Source organism: Elusimicrobiota bacterium (genome assembly GCA_040757695.1).
Lineage (GTDB): Bacteria > Elusimicrobiota > UBA8919 > UBA8919 > UBA8919 > JBFLWK01.
In genome coordinates this window covers 1-17,750 of sequence record JBFLWK010000047.1, presented here as the reverse complement: position 1 = coordinate 17,750, position 17,750 = coordinate 1, and the positions used below count along the sequence as shown (strand labels likewise).

Annotated in this window: 18 protein-coding genes and 1 pseudogene; all 19 read left to right on the top strand. The window is 32.9% G+C overall.

Annotated features, from left to right (window positions below; all coding sequences use genetic code 11):
- Positions 1–122 precede the first annotated feature (122 nt).
- A pseudogene (locus AB1349_08760) lies at positions 123–212 on the top strand (methyltransferase domain-containing protein).
- A gap of 9 nt (positions 213–221) precedes the next feature.
- Positions 222–641, top strand: a complete 420-nt coding sequence (locus tag AB1349_08755) for a hypothetical protein (GenBank protein ID MEW6557429.1) — start codon at positions 222–224, stop codon at positions 639–641.
- 264 nt (positions 642–905) lie between these two features.
- Complete coding sequence (locus tag AB1349_08750) at positions 906–2,081, top strand: glycosyltransferase family 4 protein (protein ID MEW6557428.1); 1,176 nt, start codon at positions 906–908, stop codon at positions 2,079–2,081.
- An 81-nt stretch (positions 2,082–2,162) separates the two neighbouring features.
- Positions 2,163–3,404 (top strand): glycosyltransferase family 4 protein, encoded by a 1,242-nt coding sequence (locus AB1349_08745; GenBank protein ID MEW6557427.1) that lies wholly within the window; start codon positions 2,163–2,165, stop codon positions 3,402–3,404.
- A gap of 30 nt (positions 3,405–3,434) precedes the next feature.
- Entirely contained in the window at positions 3,435–4,706 is a 1,272-nt protein-coding gene (locus AB1349_08740) for a glycosyltransferase family 4 protein (GenBank protein MEW6557426.1), read from the top strand.
- Positions 4,699–5,628, top strand: coding sequence for a methyltransferase domain-containing protein (locus tag AB1349_08735; protein MEW6557425.1), 930 nt, complete (start codon positions 4,699–4,701; stop codon positions 5,626–5,628). Before AB1349_08740 ends, AB1349_08735 begins: the two co-directional genes overlap by 8 nt.
- Positions 5,621–6,685, top strand: a complete 1,065-nt coding sequence (locus AB1349_08730) for a radical SAM protein (GenBank protein ID MEW6557424.1) — start codon at positions 5,621–5,623, stop codon at positions 6,683–6,685. Before AB1349_08735 ends, AB1349_08730 begins: the two co-directional genes overlap by 8 nt.
- A 74-nt stretch (positions 6,686–6,759) precedes the next feature.
- Complete coding sequence (locus tag AB1349_08725) at positions 6,760–6,966, top strand: hypothetical protein (GenBank protein ID MEW6557423.1); 207 nt, start codon at positions 6,760–6,762, stop codon at positions 6,964–6,966.
- A gap of 93 nt (positions 6,967–7,059) precedes the next feature.
- On the top strand, positions 7,060–7,965 hold the full coding sequence (locus tag AB1349_08720; GenBank protein ID MEW6557422.1) for an NAD(P)-dependent oxidoreductase: 906 nt from the start codon (positions 7,060–7,062) through the stop codon (positions 7,963–7,965).
- A gap of 2 nt (positions 7,966–7,967) precedes the next feature.
- Positions 7,968–9,086 carry a glycosyltransferase gene (locus tag AB1349_08715; protein ID MEW6557421.1) on the top strand — a complete coding sequence of 373 codons (1,119 nt, stop codon included), beginning with the start codon at positions 7,968–7,970 and terminating at the stop codon, positions 9,084–9,086.
- A 5-nt stretch (positions 9,087–9,091) separates the two neighbouring features.
- Entirely contained in the window at positions 9,092–10,114 is a 1,023-nt protein-coding gene (locus AB1349_08710) for a hypothetical protein (protein MEW6557420.1), read from the top strand.
- The gene (locus AB1349_08705) at positions 10,114–10,236 is read left to right on the top strand and encodes a hypothetical protein (protein ID MEW6557419.1); all 123 of its coding nucleotides are present in this window, start codon (positions 10,114–10,116) and stop codon (positions 10,234–10,236) included. The genes AB1349_08710 and AB1349_08705 overlap by 1 nt, the downstream gene beginning before the upstream one ends.
- 5 nt (positions 10,237–10,241) lie before the next feature.
- Entirely contained in the window at positions 10,242–11,456 is a 1,215-nt protein-coding gene (locus tag AB1349_08700; GenBank protein MEW6557418.1) for an O-antigen ligase family protein, read from the top strand.
- Complete coding sequence (locus AB1349_08695) at positions 11,434–12,675, top strand: flippase (GenBank protein MEW6557417.1); 1,242 nt, start codon at positions 11,434–11,436, stop codon at positions 12,673–12,675. The genes AB1349_08700 and AB1349_08695 overlap by 23 nt, the downstream gene beginning before the upstream one ends.
- Positions 12,668–14,353, top strand: a complete 1,686-nt coding sequence (locus AB1349_08690; protein ID MEW6557416.1) for a bifunctional glycosyltransferase family 2 protein/class I SAM-dependent methyltransferase — start codon at positions 12,668–12,670, stop codon at positions 14,351–14,353. Before AB1349_08695 ends, AB1349_08690 begins: the two co-directional genes overlap by 8 nt.
- The gene (locus tag AB1349_08685; protein MEW6557415.1) at positions 14,350–15,243 is read left to right on the top strand and encodes a glycosyltransferase family 2 protein; all 894 of its coding nucleotides are present in this window, start codon (positions 14,350–14,352) and stop codon (positions 15,241–15,243) included. Before AB1349_08690 ends, AB1349_08685 begins: the two co-directional genes overlap by 4 nt.
- Positions 15,237–16,361: a glycosyltransferase gene (locus tag AB1349_08680; protein ID MEW6557414.1), complete on the top strand. Its 1,125-nt coding sequence runs from the start codon at positions 15,237–15,239 to the stop codon at positions 16,359–16,361. Before AB1349_08685 ends, AB1349_08680 begins: the two co-directional genes overlap by 7 nt.
- Positions 16,362–17,099: a polyprenol monophosphomannose synthase gene (locus tag AB1349_08675; protein MEW6557413.1), complete on the top strand. Its 738-nt coding sequence runs from the start codon at positions 16,362–16,364 to the stop codon at positions 17,097–17,099.
- Positions 17,072–17,750, top strand: a 679-nt coding sequence (locus AB1349_08670) for a hypothetical protein (protein MEW6557412.1), incomplete at its 3' end; no start/stop codon positions are given. The genes AB1349_08675 and AB1349_08670, both read left to right, overlap by 28 nt.

The following is a 17,750-nucleotide window of genomic DNA, read 5'->3' as shown; positions in this document are numbered from 1 at the left end:
GGCGACAAAGTAACTGCACAAACTATACAGAAATACATCCAATATCAAAGAGCAGAAGAAGACAGACGCCAGTTAAAACTTGACTTTTAAGATACCCCGCAGCTTGCTGCGGGGAGTATGTCATTTCAGCGGGTGCCTATACTGTTTTTGAGCATTTATATAAACCTGAAGAAGTAATAAAAGAGATAGCACGGGTATTAAAAAAAAATGGAAAAGTGGTTTTGATAGGACCGAATTATTTCAGCCCGATTAATAATATAGACAATCCATTTGATAATTCGTCTGTTAAAAATGCACTATTGTATATTCTGCGGAATGTGTTCAGGATGTCTTTTTATAAAAATTCAGGCAGGATAATAAAAAAAGAGGTTGGTATTGATAACAAAATTTATTTCAGAGAGTTGCAGGTAGAAAACCTGACAGGCAGTGGTGGTGATGAAGATGCTGTTTTTTATATGAATCCTGTTGATATAATAAATATGTTGAAAAAAAACGGGTTTAGAATTGATTTCTTTAGTTCGTTTGGTTTCCGCTCAAAGTTTATAAATAGAATTATCAAAATAATCAACCTGATTCCTTTTATCCGACATATCGGCTGGGGAACAACAGTGATTGCCACAAAAATTAGGAGTAATATGTAAGTTGTGTTAAAAACAGGACGCAGATGAACGCAGATTATCAAGATTTTAAACATAAAATAAATATCTTACAGCATCGGAATTTCAATAATTTACCGCAGAGACACGAAGCCACAGAGAAAACATAGAAAGAACTCCGAGAAACAACTCTGTGAACTCTTTTTACTCTGTGACTCTGCGGTGAAAGAATTTGGGGGTTGACTATCCTGATTTATCTGCGAAAATCTGCGTCCAATTTACAATGGCTAACATATTACAAATAGGATAATGAATAAGAAACCTAAGGTTGTTTTAATTGAGTGTGTATGTCCGCATTACCGGGTGCCTGTTTTTAGGAAACTGGCTGAAAAAGTGGACTTAACTTTTTTTTATGGAAAAGGTGAAAAAAAAGGTGCATTAAAAAATGCGTCCAATATAGAAGGATTCAAGCATAAAGAGTTGTTTACTTTTGTCTTTAAGTTATATACCAGAGTTTTTCCGATACGCTTGGTATGGTTTCCTTTTTTGCTTTTACATATTTTCAAAGAAAACCCTGATGTAATAATCTCTGAAGGTGTTACAAATATGATAAATACTATGTTTATTTTTGTCTATTCAAAAATCGTCAAGAGCCCGTTAATAATCTGGGATAATGGCAGAAAAAAAGGTACCAGAGCAAAAAGTATTCTCAAAGAAATTGTTGGGCCTATACATACATTGATACTAAAAAATGCAACTGCGGTTATTGGATACGGTTCAATTTGCAAGGAGTATTTTATCGCATGTGGTGTAAAGCCGGAAAAAATATTTATCGCACAGAATACCATTGGTGTAGAAAGATGCTTTGCAGAAATAGAAAAACTGATAAATAACCAGCAAAAAATTGACGAAATTAGAAAAAAATATAATTTATCAAATAAAAAAGTAATTCTCTATGTAGGTGCGCTAGAAACAAGAAAACGGGTTGAAAACTTGATAGTTGTATTTAATGAGATAAAAAAAAGCATGCAAAATATCAGTTTGCTGATTATTGGTGATGGACCTGAAATGGGACACCTGACTAATTTGGTGAAACGCGAGAATATAAGTGATTGTCTTTTTTTGGGTAAAGTAATAGATGAAGTAAGTAAGTATTTCTATATTAGTGATGTTTTTGTTCAGCCGGGTTGGAGCAGTTTAGCATTAGTTGAAGCAATGGCTTATAGCAAACCGGTGATTACTGTTCCATATGGTGGGGTAGAATATGGAATAATTGAAAACAACAGAGATGGAATAATTATTGACCGAGATGATTTAGTAGCGTTAAAATCAGCGATTCTAAAAATTTTGGGAAATGAGACTGCAAGCAAAAAAATAAGTAAACTTGCATTTGAGAAAGTAAAATATTTTACGCTGGATAATATGGTTCAAGGTATTCTTGACGCAATAAAGTATTCAGTGGGTGGCGGGGGGGAGTATCTGTAGCGTCCGATTTTAATCGGACGATGATTTTGTAGTTGTAGTGTCCAGTTTTAACTGGACGAAATTACTAGCGTCCATCTAAAGATGGACGCTACAAAGATGGGCTATCGTCCATATGGACGCTACAAAGATGGGCGCTACAAATCGGGCGCTACCAATAAAAGTATGGATCAGTTAAAAAATTATTCAATTGCGGTTGTCAGTTTAACCTATCCACCGTATCTTGGTGGCGCAGAAAGGCAGATGTCATTGCTTGTAGAGGAGTTGATAAAACATAAAATCAATTTGACTGTATATACAATCGGACATCCTGATAGAGGAAAAAAACCGTATATAAAAGATACTTTCAAACTCGGCAGAAAAATAAACTTTTGTGATAAATTAGTTTGGTTTATACTGCTTTTTTTTCAATTACAGTTACTAAAAAAAAATACAGTAATTTATTCGTTTGGATATGGTTTTGACAAATTCATAATTTATCTTGTTCATATATTGAAAAAAATTCCGTTTATTATAAAATTCCCGGGCACACTGGATGAAAACCTGTTTAGAAGATATCAAGCGCAAATTAAAAAATTACCAGAAAGATTGCAGTACAAAATTATATTAAATGCCAATTTTATTATTGTGCAGGATAATATATCAGTTAAAAACTTTTTGATGAAATTGAAAGTTGACAGAAACAGAATAGCAGTAATAAAAAATGGCGTAAAAATTAACCAGTATAAAAAAATAGATAAAATAAAAAAAATCCTGTTTGTAGGACGGATTATTGCTGAGAAAGGTATAAATGAATTATTACGTGCTTTTATTGAAATTAGTAGCGAGATAGAAGACCTTGAGTTAAAGGTGATAGGAGACGGGCCGGATTTGCCAGCAATAATGAAACAGTTTGAAAGAATGCGGAATGGTCGGGTTATTTTTGCCGGTAAAATAAATAAAGTAGAAAAGTATTATCAAGATGCTGATTTGTTTGTTTTTCCAACATATCGTGAAGGTTTACCGAATGTTGTTTTAGAGGCGATGTCGTTTGGACTGCCTGTAATTTCTACACCGGTAGGTGCGCTTCCTGAGATATTTACAGATTATAAAGAGATAATTTATGTAAAACCAAAAGATGTTGTAGATTTACAGAACAAAATGAAAGAACTAATCTTGAATCCTGCGTTGGCAGTACAAATCGGTTATTTGGCATATCAAAAAGTAAATGAAGAGTTTTCTATAGAAAAGAACTGTCAGGAACATATTCAATTATTTGATAAAACAATGAGTACACAGGAAAGTAGCGTCCGATTTCAGCCGGACGAGAGTAGCGTCCAGTTTTAACTGGACGAAATTACTAGCGTCCATCTAAAGATGGACGCTACAAGATGGACGCTACAAAACAAAATGAAGATTCTATTAGTAAATAAATTCTTATATCCTAAAGGTGGCGATGCAGTATCTATGTTTACAACAGGTAAATTGCTGGAATCAAAAGGTCATCAAGTTGCATACTGGGGTATGAAACATCCTGATAACCCGCGGTTTCTATATGAGGACTTTTTTGTAGACCAGATTGAATATAATATCCCATTAACCCTGAAGCAAAAAGTTATACTGGTACTCAAAATACTTTACTCTGTTGAAGCCAAACAAAAAATTAAGCAGATTATAGATGCGTTTAAGCCGGATATTATTCATCTTAATAATTTTGCACACCAGATATCACCATCTATACTGCATGTAATAAACCACTACGGTATCCCGACTGTGCAAACCTTGCATGATTATAAGATAGTATGCCCTGCATATGGGATGTTTTATGAAGGTGAATTCCCATGTAATCGCTGTAAACATGGCAGGTATTATTGGTGCTTTCTGAAAAAATGTACCAAGAATTCACGAGCAAAAAGTTTGGTAAATGTCATTGAGATGTATCTGCATCATAAAATACTTCATGTCTATGACCTGATTAATATTTACATAGCGCCAAGCAGATTTATGAAAGAAAAAGTTATAGAAATGGGTTTTAAGAACGAAATTATGTATTTAAGCAATTTTATAGAAACTGAAAGATTCATACCTGACTTTGTATCTAAAGAACAGTCAATATGCTATTTTGGTCGGATTACAAACGGTAAAGGGTTGGAGACATTGATAAAAGCAGCAAAAGGGCTTACAATCACCGTTAAGATAATTGGGAAAGGTCCGATAGAAGAACTACTGAAAGAACTGGCAAATAAGGAAGGTGTCTCAAATGTTAAATTTCTTGGGTATATGAGCGGTAACGAACTTCAACAAGAAATTAAAGAATCTATTGCTGTAGTTCTGCCTTCAGAATGGTATGAGAATAACCCGATATCTGTTCTGGAAGCGTTTGCGTTAGGCAAACCAGTGATTGGTTCAAGGATAGGCGGGATACCTGAACTTGTAAAAGATGGTGAAACAGGTTATACTTTTGAAGCCGGTAATGCAGAAGATTTAATCGCTAAAATCACTAAACTTCTATCAGAACCGACTAAAATTATACAGATGGGCAGAAATGCCAGAAAACTTGTAGAAGACAATTTCAACCCTGAAAAACATTATCAGGAACTAATAAAAAGCTATCAAATAGCGAGCGCAAAAAAACAAACAAATGGCTGAAATTATAAAACCGCCTGAATATAATCAGTTATTTTTAATCAGTTTAGGGCTCTGTCTGGCAATAATAAATAAAATCAGGCGAACAATAATTGGCTATACATCACCGCGTCCGTTTTCTATTAAAGAAATTGAACGCAATGTAAAATACTGCTTGAATGCAGTACATAACTGGGAAGAAGTGTTAAAGATATACACTAATTCGGCAAACCCTTTTACAGGGAAGAATGTGCTTGAATTATGTCCAGGACAGGACATCGGAACAGGTATTATTATTTTAGCGTTAGGTGCTAAAAGTTATACCGCGGTAGATAAAAACAAACTTATGTATAGAACACCGTCAACTTTTTATAATGTACTACTTAACCATTTAGAAAAATTGCCAGGATACGAAACTGCGCAGAAAGCAGCAGCTGATTTTCAGAAAAGCGAATTTAATGGAAGTATTCGTTATATATGGGATGCACGGTTTGATTTACAACAACTATCATCAGAAAAGTTTGATATATTAGTTAGCCAGGCAGTTTTAGAACATATTGTAGATATTCATGCAATATTCCAGATTCTCTACTTTAAACTTAAACCCAATGCAGTAATGGTACACGAAGTAGATTTAGGCACCCATACAGGTTTCATCAGGGATTTAGACCCACTTAATCTTTTACGCTACTCGGATACTGTTTGGAATTTGGTAAAATTTGATGGTTCACCAAATCGGCTCCGAATGACCGATTATCAAAACATATTTACGGAATTAGGGTTTGTAAAGGTTGAGACCAAACAGAAAATGGTTTTAGACAGCGAATATGTGAAAAAAGTAAAGCCGTGGTTATCAGCCGAATTTAGAAAATATCCGGAGTATGATATTGAAACCAAATCGTTTTATTTATTAGCCCAAAAGGAAATGGGGACGGAGAATGAATAAACTCAAAATTATTAAAAAGTTCGCTGTATGGCAGATATTGATGGTTCTGAATAGAATCAACAAACACATTTTACCTAAACCATATAATATATATTTTCTTATTACATCCCGATGTAATGCAGATTGTAAATTTTGTAGTTTTGCCAGAAGCGCTCCCGAGCGGTATGATGAAGCGACTGATGAAGAAATTAAAAATATGTTGTTATCATTTAAGAACTATATCGGCTGTTTCCATATCAATATAACAGGTGGAGAGCCTTTAATGCGGAAGTCCTGTCTGCTACAGATTGCCCAATTTGCAAAAGAAAATGATATTATACTTGGAGTTACTACTAATGGCTTTCTGATAGATGATAAATTTTGTGAAGAGATAATGAAAAATAATCTGTTTTTCAATATAAATGTCTCAATAGATTTTGTTGGAGATGAACATTGTAAAAACCGCGGAATAAATATAAGTTTTGAGCAGTTCAAAGCCAAACTCGTAATGCTGTCAAACTATAAAATAAAATACGCTGCAACAACAAAGTTAATCGTAAAACCAATTATCAAAGCGGATAATTTAGACCATTTAGTTAAATTAGTTGAGTTCACAAAAGATATTAAATTTGACCATATAAATTTTCAGCCGATATTTGAATGGACAGAATACTCAAAAACATTGAAAAAAGATATAGCCATCTCAAAATTAAAAGAGGTACTGCATAGTTTAATAGAGTATAAACTAAAATATCCTGATTTGATATTAAACGAAAGCCGACATTTTGAGATGTTTTTACCGTATTTTACAGGCAGCATTAAACAAGACAGGAATATATGCGATGTAGGATTTAAAAATGTGTTCATTTATCCCGACCTTGATATAACTTTTAGCTGTTTTGAAAAATTCGGGAATTTAAGAGAACAAAGTATAGACATTTTATGGAAAAGCAAAGAAGCAAACAAGATAAGAGAAAAAGTTAAAAAATGCCAGAAAGTTTGCCTCGCTACATGTCAATTAAACAGAACACTATTAGAAAAAATACAGTACGGCTATAAAATCCTATTCCAAAAATAACAAATAATGGGGACGGAGGAAAATAAAGTAGCGTCCAGTTTTAACTGGACGAAATTATAATCGTCCATCTAAAGATGGACGCAAAGATGGGCTATCGTCCATCTAAAGATGGACGCTACAAAATCTGGCAGGAAAGTTTCTATGACCATTTTTTAAGAAAAGAAGAAACACTTGAAATGGTATCTTTGTATATATTAAACAATCCTGTGAGAAAAGGAATCGTTGATAGATGGGATAGGTATCCATATTCATGGTCAAATTACTATCAGAAAAAATTGTAATGGGGTCGTAATGGGGTCGGGGGAAAGTGATATTTCTTCTGCTTCTAAAAAGAATCGGAACCGTCCCAATACTTGCCAATACTTGGAGGGTTTATGATAACTAAAAAGAGTAAAATATTGATTACTGGCTGTGGTGGAATGTTAGGTGATGCGGTATATTCGGTTTGTTGTAAAATCTGTAATGTCAGTGCTACAGATATAAATGTAAATACAGAATGGCTCTCATATTTGGATGTGAGAGATTATCAAGCAATTGAGAAACAGATTTTAGAATTTAAGCCGACTGCTGTTTTTCATTTAGCAGCACTAACCGATTTAGAATACTGCGAGACACATCCTGACGAAGCATATAAAACAAATGCGTTTGGTACAGAGAATGTAGCGCTTCTATGTAAAAAATATAATATTTTAATGGTCTATATTTCTACTGCGGGCGTTTTTGATGGACTTCACGATGTATACAATGATTATGCAATACCGAATCCAATTAGTCATTATGGGAAATCAAAATATGCAGGGACACAGTTTGTACAATCTTGTTTAGACAGGTATTTCATTTTCAGACCTGGATGGATGATGGGCGGTGGACCGACAAAAGATAAAAAATTTGTTAAAAAAATTATAGACCTGATAAATTCAGGCAAAAAAGAGCTTCTTATAGTTAATGATAAATTAGGCACACCTACTTATACATATGATTTTGCTAAAAATATAATAGAAGTTATAAATAGTAATCTTTACGGTTTGTATAATATGGTCTGTAACGGTGAAAGTAGCCGTTATGAGATTGCTGAAGAGATATTAAAAATACTCAAGTTAGAAACTAAAATAAAACTTACTGAGGTTAGTTCTGATTACTTTAGAAAAGAATATTTTGCACCACGACCTTATTCAGAACGACTCATAAACTTGAAATTAAATTTTTGTGGATTAAACAAAATGCGAGATTGGAAAGTATGTTTAAGAGAGTATTTATCCAAGTTCAAATGGCTTAAATAAAAATGAAAATGAAAATCGCTATTCTGGGTATCAGAGGCATTCCTGCAAAATATGGCGGGTTTGAAACATTTGCCGAACAGTTATCAATAAGATTAGTTGAAAAAAGCCATCAGGTTACAGTTTACGGCAGAAGCAATATAATAAAGAATTATCAAACAGGTAGTTATTATAAAGGTGTAAAACTTGTAATTTTACCAACAATCTCGTATAAATATCTAGATACCATAACACATACCTTTCTCTCTATTATCCATTCACTATTTCAGTTCTATGATATAATTTTGATTTGTAATGCAGCCAATACTATTTTTTCGTTTATTCCAAGATTATTCGGCTGTAAAGTAGTAATTAATGTTGATGGTATAGAACGGCGACGAAAAAAATGGAGTTTAATAGGTAAATTATGGTATCTTATTTCTGAGATGTTATGTTGTGTGTTTCCTAATGAAATAGTTACAGATAATAGCGCGATAGAAAAGTACTATTTAAGAAGATATAATAAGAAATCAACAGTTATACCATATGGATATAACAGTGAAAAAATACTTACTACAAATATTCTGGATAGGATTGGACTTAACCCACGAGAATATATTCTTTTTGTTGCTCGGCTTGAGCCCGAAAATAACGCCCATTTGGTGATTACTGCTTTTCGGAATGTTCAAACAAACAAAAAACTTGTTATTGTTGGTGATGCCCCATATGCAAAAAGATATATAGACCAACTAAAAAAGTTAGCCCAAGATGACAACAGAATAGTTTTTACTGGCTTTGTTTTTGGACAGGGATTTAAAGAATTGCAATCAAATGCATATTGCTACATTCATGCAGGTGAAGTATGTGGGACTTCTCCTGCTTTGGTGGAAGCGATGGGGTATGGTAATTGTATTATTGTTAATGGTACTGCAGAAAATAAAGAAGTAATCGGGGATAGCGGGATTGTCTATAAAATGAATGATGTTGAGGATTTAAGTATGAATCTAAAGAAGATATTACAGTGTAATCAGGATTTGCTAAACCAGTACAGAGATAACGCCAAAAAGCGAGCGATACAGTATTATTCTTGGGAAACAGTTACTGATAAGTATGAAAGTCTGTTTCTTCAAATGCTGAAAAAATAAGGTTTATGTTGAAAAAAACAGTAGCAATTCTTATTGGATTAGTTGTCGGTTTGATAGTATTATGCTGGTTCAGAGTTTCAGTTACAGTGGTTATATTTTATTCGTTTCTGTGTATTTTTGGGGAGATGATTGTAGTATCATTTGAACAAAAGATTCCGCTGTTTTTAAGATTTGTTATATGGAGTATACTGACAGGCGCAATTTTAGGGCTTGTATCTCAAAAGTATCTTTGTGAACTCTGTCGGCAGAAAGCAATTATCTTAAAAGAGAAAGGCAACTTGACAACCGCTGAATTTTTTTTCAGATGTGCGTATTGTTTGTATCCGTTTGATGAAGCAACTGTGCTTAATTTAGGTAAAATGTTATTGCTTAAAAACCAGCCCGAAAAAACTGTAAAAATTCTGGAAGATTTTTGTATAAATAAAACTAACGAATCAGCAGAGATATTGGCTCTTTTAACCAGTGCCTATTTTGAAGCAGGTGAGTTAAAAAAATTAGTCAACACAATGAAAAAACGAGAAATAAAAACAACTGGTTTAATTAAGGATACCGGGTTTGAAACACCCGAATCGTTTTTTTGTTGGACAGGATTAACAGGCGAATATTTTCTATCAAATCTCAAATGCGAAATTGACAGAAAGGAAGCAAAAAGTGGACGTGCATCTTTAAAAATTATATTTAATTTCGGATATAATGTAAACTTTTATCCGATTTCTACCAGTATCCCAGCATTGCCTTCTACAAAATATAAGTTTAGTGGCTGGATGAAAACAGATATTTTGAGTGGTGATATGGGGTTTGAAATAACTGACTCAAGAGGTTATAAAACACTTTGGACTTGTTCAGAATTGCTTTCAGACAAAAACGATTGGAAACAATTAACAATACAGTTTGTAACCAAACCTGATACAAAAGAACTGAAACTAAGAATTAGACATTTTGGCGACGACATAGTTACAGAAAAATCAAAAGAAAAACCATTAAAAGGAACAGTCTGGATTGATGATTGGGAATTGAAAAAATTGTAATGAAAAAATCTGAGAAACTTATTCGGAATTCTGTAATCAATTTAGCGGGTTTTGTTGTCCCGCTTTTATTCGGTCTTATTGCCATACCCGTCATAATAAAAGGGCTTTGGAATAAAAAGTGATAGAAATGGGCAGTGGTAAAATATCGTTTAATTCAATTTATTATTCATTTGTTTTTTTGTTTTTGAGTGTTTTCTTAATCCCGTTTAATATCCTCAATATAATCGTTGCTGGTGTTCCCTTTCACTATGTTTATATCGGTGGTTTTTCAACGCTCCTTGTGAGTGTAATTTATATTCAAAAACCACGATTAACAGTTTTTAACAGATGGCTTATTTTTGTTGTGTTTGGATTTTCTTTAAGTTTGCTCACAAGTGTTGACCGTATTGATACTGTTCGTATATTGACAGGTTTTATTACAAAAGGTATTTTCGTCGCTTTTATATCAGAAAGGATTTTACAAAATAAAACAAAAACAACTGTTAAAATTTTAATTTCTTGTGCTGTACTGATTGCTCTATTGGGCATTATTGAATTCTTTTTTGGATGGAATGTTTATCCTAAACCTGTTGATTATCCCTCATTTGTTATAACTTCCACAGTAGGGAATCCACTGGTATTGGCTGCATATCTTATTTTGTTTTTGCCGTTATCCGTTTGGTATTGGGAAAATAAAAGAAACATTATTACATTTTTATCATTTTTTGTTATCACTGTTGGAAGTATTATTTCTTTTTCCCGAAGTGGTTGGTTCGCACTTTTTTTTGCTGGTGTTGTCTATTGTCTGAAAAAAAACTTTCTAAAAATTATTATTAAAAATTGGGTTTATCTGATTTCTTTTGTTGTGTTTTTAGGTCTGATATTTTTTTTGATGCCGAAAGATGCAAAAGATTTTTTTAACTATAAGTTCAACAGCAAAATGTTTGCTTCCAAGTCATTTGAACATCGCCTCAAATCATATATCACTACTAAAAACATTCTTAAGGACTATCCGCTTTTTGGTGTTGGATTTGGAAATTATCCCAAAGTGCATGAAAAATATATGGTAGAGGGTGTGCATAAAGAGACACCAACGCCGGATAATATATACCTGCGGTTTCTCTGTGATAACGGTATTGTGGGAGGTTCTGTATTTTTTGTTTTTATTATTTTCTGGCTATTAAAATTATGGAAAAAACGGGATAATCAATTGGTCTGGGCTATTTTCTGTGGACTTGTCGGTTTTCTGATAAATCAATTTACCGCTGATTTATTTTTGTGGGCTGCTCCCCAATTTGCTTTCTGGCTCTTGTTGGGTTTTGCAGTCGGTGAACTTAAAAATGGATATTCACAAAGTTTTTAAGAATACCTTTGCAATAGGGTTCTCACAGATAATAAACAAAATTATTCTTTTTGTTTTAACCATTTTTATTGCACGCTATTTGAAAGAAATTGGATTCGGTCAGTATTCTCTGGTTTTGACTCTTGTGGGCTTTTTTAATTTATTCACAAATTTCGGATTAAGTACAATTGCCCTGCGGGAGGTCTCAAAAAATTACACTTCTGCAAACAGATATTTTAACAATATATTTTTTTTGAGAATTATCCTGGGATTGCTCTCATATATATTTTTATTTGTAAGTGTTAAGTTGCTCAAATACAAACCTGAAATTATTACTGCAACCTGCATATACGGTTTAACACTTTTTACAAATAATATAATTGATTTAGTATCCTATATTTTTAATGCTTTTGAAAAAATGGAATATTTGGCAGCACTTACGGTTTCTTTGAATTTATTGACTTTGGTATTGAGTATATACATATTAAGAATTGATTATGGCTTATTGGGTTTGGTTACTGTATCGGTGATTGCAGGATTTATAGTTGTCTTTTTAGGTTTTTTTATTTCCAGGCGACACTTATATTTGGATTTTAAGGAACTAAATTTCGGTTTTGCAAAAGGACTTATAAAAAACAGCACTTCTTTGATGCTTCTGGGTTTTATTGGACTGGTGTATTTTCGTATTGACATTGTGCTCCTTTCAAAATTAAAAGGGATTTATGAAGTGGGTGTCTATAATGTTGCCTATAAACTTATGGATACATTTATGATTGTATCAAACAGTGTTGTTGGTGCCACCTTCCCATATATGGCCCGTTATTTTCATTCATCAATAAAAGATTTTAAGAAACTGATTAACAAATTATTATTGGTACTGATATTTTTAGGTTTAATTATTGCAACAACAATATCTATTTTTTCCAAGGAGATAATATTTTTATTTTTTGGCCCGGCTTTTGTTTCTTCAATCCCTGCATTGAAAATTTTGATATGGACAATTCCACTGATATATATCAATGCAGTTTTGGTTTACACCTTAATTGCTGCAAATCAACAATCACAAATAATAATTGTTACAGGAATTGTTACCATAGTAAACTTTTTGTTAAACATATTGTTGATTCCTAAATACAGTTATATCGGTTCAAGTTATATAACAATTATTTCAGAATTTTTTGTGTTGTTGGGGTATTGTTATTTAGTGAAAAACCGGGTTTTTTTGAAACATTATGAATAAACTTATATCAGTTGTTGTCTTAAATTACAATGGCAAAGAATATCTTAAAAATTGTTTTGATTCTTTGCAGAAACAGACATATTCACCTGTTGAACTGATAGTGGTTGATAACAATTCTACTGATGGAAGTGTTGATTTTGTGAAGACAAAATTTCCACAGGTTAAAATAATAAAAAACGAGAAAAATTTTGGTTTTGCCCAAGGCAATAATATTGGTGTTTTGAATGCATCGTCCCGGTATGTGGCGATTTTGAATAATGATACGGTTGTAAATGAAGAATGGTTGCAAAAATTGTGGGACTGTATGAAAGCAACTGACAGTGTTATTGTAGGGTCAAAAATTTATACAGTAGGGGTTCCGGATAAGTATTATGAAAAAAACGGGACATTAAATTTGATTGGCTATAATATCTACAATATATTTAATGACCCGCAAGAGATATTTATTGCCTCCGGTTGTTCACTTCTTTTTGATAAAGAAAAAATTGCTGTGCCGTTTGACCCGGATTATTTTTTTTATTCTGAGGATGTATATCTATCTTGGTTTGCTCGTCTTAAGGGCTATAAAATTTCACAGTGTTCTGAGTCAATTGTTCAGCACCTTGGTTCTGTAAGCACCCGAAAGCAAAAATCAAGTGTGCGAACATTTTATCAGGAAAGAAATCGTATTTTGAATCTATTTATCTTTTATGATTCAATTACACTGCTAAAAATAATTCCATGTTTGATTTTTGATATTGTTTTTAAACCGCTATATATTATATTTAATCCTAACAAGTCATTTACTGGGTGGATAAAAGCAATTTTATGGTTTTTTTTAAATCTAAAAATTGTTTGTGGTAAAAGAAAAAAAATTCAAAATCAAAGAATCATCTCTAACACTGAAATCCTAAAATATATGAGTTCAAAGATTTTTAATTCAAATAAAATAATCTGTAAAATCGTTAATACAATAAGTTGTTTGTATTGTTATTTTTTAAAATTAAAAACGGTTGAATTTAGAAACACGGAAGGTCGTAGTAACAATTACAAGATATCAGTGCCAACTCTGAAATACCATCATAGTATAGAAAAAAGTCATTTTGAAAGAGAGACCACTCACGGACAGATTATCGGGTTAATAGATAAAAATTCTGTTGTGCTTGATGTTGGATGTTCGACAGGGTTTTTGGGCAGGTATCTTATAGAAAATAAAAATTGTAAGATGTATGGAATTGAGATTGACGAAGAATCTGCCAAAATAGCCCAATCATTTTATCACAAGATAGTTATATTGGATGTAGAAAAGAGTGATGTGTTTGAACAATTAAACGAAAAATTTGATTTTATTGTCTTTGGAGATGTGCTGGAACATTTGAAAGATCCGGAACACATTTTAATTAAGGCAAGGGAAAAATTAAATCCAAACGGCTCTATTATAATTTCCATACCGAATATTGCAAATTGGAGAGTAAGATGGAACTTGCTGTTTGGTAAATTTGAGTATCAAGAGAGCGGAATACTTGACAAGAATCATCTGCGGTTTTTTACTCTGCATAGTATAAAAAAAATGTTTGATAAATGCGGATATGATATTGTTCATTTTCGTGGTGCCGGTGCTCAGATGCCCGTTTTTGTCAGAAACTTGTATCCTGCTTTGTTGGCCTCGCAATTCGTATTTAGAATAAAATTAAAATGAACAGACCCGTTCTTCTTTCTATTGTTATTGTAAATTATAACACCAAAAGTTTATTAATACAATGTGTTGAATCAGTTGTAAAAAATGTTACAAAATATGATTATGAAATAATCGTGGTTGATAATAATTCTACCAATGGCAGCAAAGAATTTCTGCAAAAGAGTGTCGGTATAAAGGCAATTTTGAATAATCAAAATATTGGATTCGCCAGGGCAAATAACACAGGAATAAGGGAATCTGTTGGAGAATATGTACTAATATTAAACAGTGACACTGTAATTTTGCCGGGTTCGTTGGATAGAATGATTGAATATATGATAAACAATCGGAATGTCGGAGTATTAGGACCAAAAATAGTTGACGAAAATAATGAAATCTCGCAATCGTCTTGGGATTTTATGCCAACGATAATATGGGAAAATGTGCGGAAATTGTTTTCGCCAGAATATGTCAGAAGATACAAAATCTTGTCAAGAGCACTTGATTTTCGACAGCGCAAAATCCGTGAAGTGCCAGTATTAAGTGGAGCATGTATGTTGATACGGCGAAACGTTTTTGCAACTTCGGGGTTTTTAGACGAAAATTTTTTTCTTTATTTTGAAGAGCCGGATTTTTGTGCTCGTGCTAAAAAATATGGATGGAAAGTTGTTTTTTTCCCATATGCCAATATTATTCATTTATTAGGTAAAAGCATGGAAAAAGTGGGTGATAAAACCCAGATTTATTATAGACAAAGTCAATTGTACTATTACCGTAAATACCGTCCGAGAATTGAACAACAAATCTTGAAATACTATCTTTATTTAAAATACAAAATCAAATTATTATTTGCCAACACTACAAACAGATCAATATATAACGAAATTATAAAAATTGTTCAAAAATGGTGAAAAAAATTATTTATGTGTCGGTCAGGTCAGACATTGGAGGCGGGCAGGAACACATTTGCCAACTTTTGTCAAACATTGACAAAAACTTGTTTGTGCCGTATATCGCCTGTCCGCCGCACGGATATTATGCCGAAAAATTTAAAAGTTTGACGGCAGGTTCTATTGAAATTCCATTCAGGAAATTTTCGTTATTATTTTTGCTGAAATTATGCAGATTTATCAAAAGTAATGGAATAGCACTTGTTCATTGTCACGGCAAGGGTGGTGGAATTTACGGTCGATTGGCAGGGTTGTTTACCAATGTTCCTGTTGTTTACACTTTTCACGGGATACATTTTGATAAGTATAATTGGTTTATAAGGCAAATATATTTTCTAATAGAAAAATTGTTATCGTATCTTACTGTTAAAATAGTTCATGTATCTTTTTCCGAAGAATCCTTAGCGATAAAACTCAAACTTCATTCCATAAAAAAGTCAGTAGTAATATATAACGGCGTGGATATAAAGCGGTATTCTTTTAACATACAGAAACGAAAAAAAAGCCGAGAACAGTTAAGTATTAAAGAAACCGAATTTGTGATTGGAACCATAGCAAGATTTGATCATTCAAAAGGTATTGAGAAAAGCATTGAAATAATAAAAATTCTTCTAAAACAAATTCCTGTTCGCTATATTTTGGTTGGGGATGGTGAACGAAGAAAGGACATTGAAAATAGAATTTACAAGGAAAACTTGAAAGATGTAGTTATGATTGCCGGGTTCAGAAATGATGTTCCTGATTTGCTTAATGCATTTGATGTTTATCTGTCAACTTCCGAACATGAGGGCTTGCCGTATACTCTGATGGAAGCAATGGCAACGGGAGTTCCGATTGTCGCTTCCGATGTTACTGGAAACAATGAAGTCATTGAGGATAATGTATCAGGATATCTTGCTCCGCTACATGATAAGAAGATGTTTGTTGAAAAAATTGTCAAATTATATAAAGATGAAAACTTAAAAAAACAAATGTCACAAAATGCGCGTTTCCGGATTGGTAACTTTTTCGGCGTCAATGCTATGGTTAAAAAGACCGAAAATCTTTATAAAGAAATATTAAAATTGGGAATTGGATAAATGAGATCACTTGTTATTATTCCGACTTATAATGAAAAGGAAAATATAGAAAAAATTGTTGAACATCTTCTTAATCTCAATAATTCGCTTCGCTCATCCCCGAATAACTTCGGGGACTACAATCTCAATCTATTAGTGATTGACGATAATTCGCCGGATGGAACGGGAAAGATATTGGACAGATTGCAGATTGCAGATTGCAGATTGCAGATTATACATCGTGAGAAAAAACTGGGGCTTGGAACCGCGTATATTCAGGGCTTTAAGTGGGCGTTAGAAAAAGATTTTACTCATATTTTTACGATGGATGCGGATTTTTCGCACAGCCCGGATTATCTGCCTGAATTTCTGAAAAAATTTACAGATTACGATTTAATTATTGGTTCCCGCTATGTCAAATGTGGCGGTGTTAGGAACTGGCCTTATCAGCGAAAACTTATCTCACGCTGTGGCAATTTGTATGCTAAAACAATCTTGCAGTTTCCTGTTAATGACTGCACATCCGGTTTTATGGGGTTTCGTCGGGAAGTGCTTGAAAGTATAAATCTTGATGAGATAAAATCTGAGGGCTATGGATTTTTAATTGAAATGAAATATAGAACATACAGACACGGCTATAAAATTTTTGAATACCCGATAATTTTTGTAGACAGAACACAGGGCAAATCCAAAATCTCAAAAAATATTATCTGGGAAGCGATTTTTTTAGTATGGAAACTTCTAAAACAGGTGCGATAAACCGATTGGTCATTTTATTAATTTTGATGTTAGCCGCTACTGTTCGGCTGCCATATGTTATTTTCTGGGATATATTCTATAATTCAGATACCGCTATTTTAGGGCTTATGGCAAAGAATTTTTTAAACGGCAAATTCTCACTTTATTATTGGGGTGGAAGATACTATGGTAGTTTAGACCCGGTTCTCTTAATGCCACTTTTCAAGATTTTTGGTTCCGCCGCAGCGATTTCTCAATTGATTCCTTTCACTATTACAGTAATTTTTCTTTACTGTTATCACTATTATATTCGGCTAACCTGCAATCAATGGATTGCTAATATCGCTACATTAATTTTAGCAGTTGCTTCGCCATTCTTTATGAAAGTTACTTTCAATACATATAATTATATCATTACATTAACTTCAGGGCTGCTCCATTTTATTTTAATCTTTCATATTTTGTATCGTGTAAAGAAAAATTATATTTTCTTTCTTCTTGGATTTGTTGTAGGTTTTTCATATTTTTATTTCAGACTTATCGTACTATTCTGGCTGGCAATTGGTTTGCATCTGCTGGTTTTGCGATTGGACTTAAATCATCTGCTATTACTTGTCAAAAATATAAAAAAATTAGATTTGGCTTTTTTATGGAATAAAATGATATTGCTTA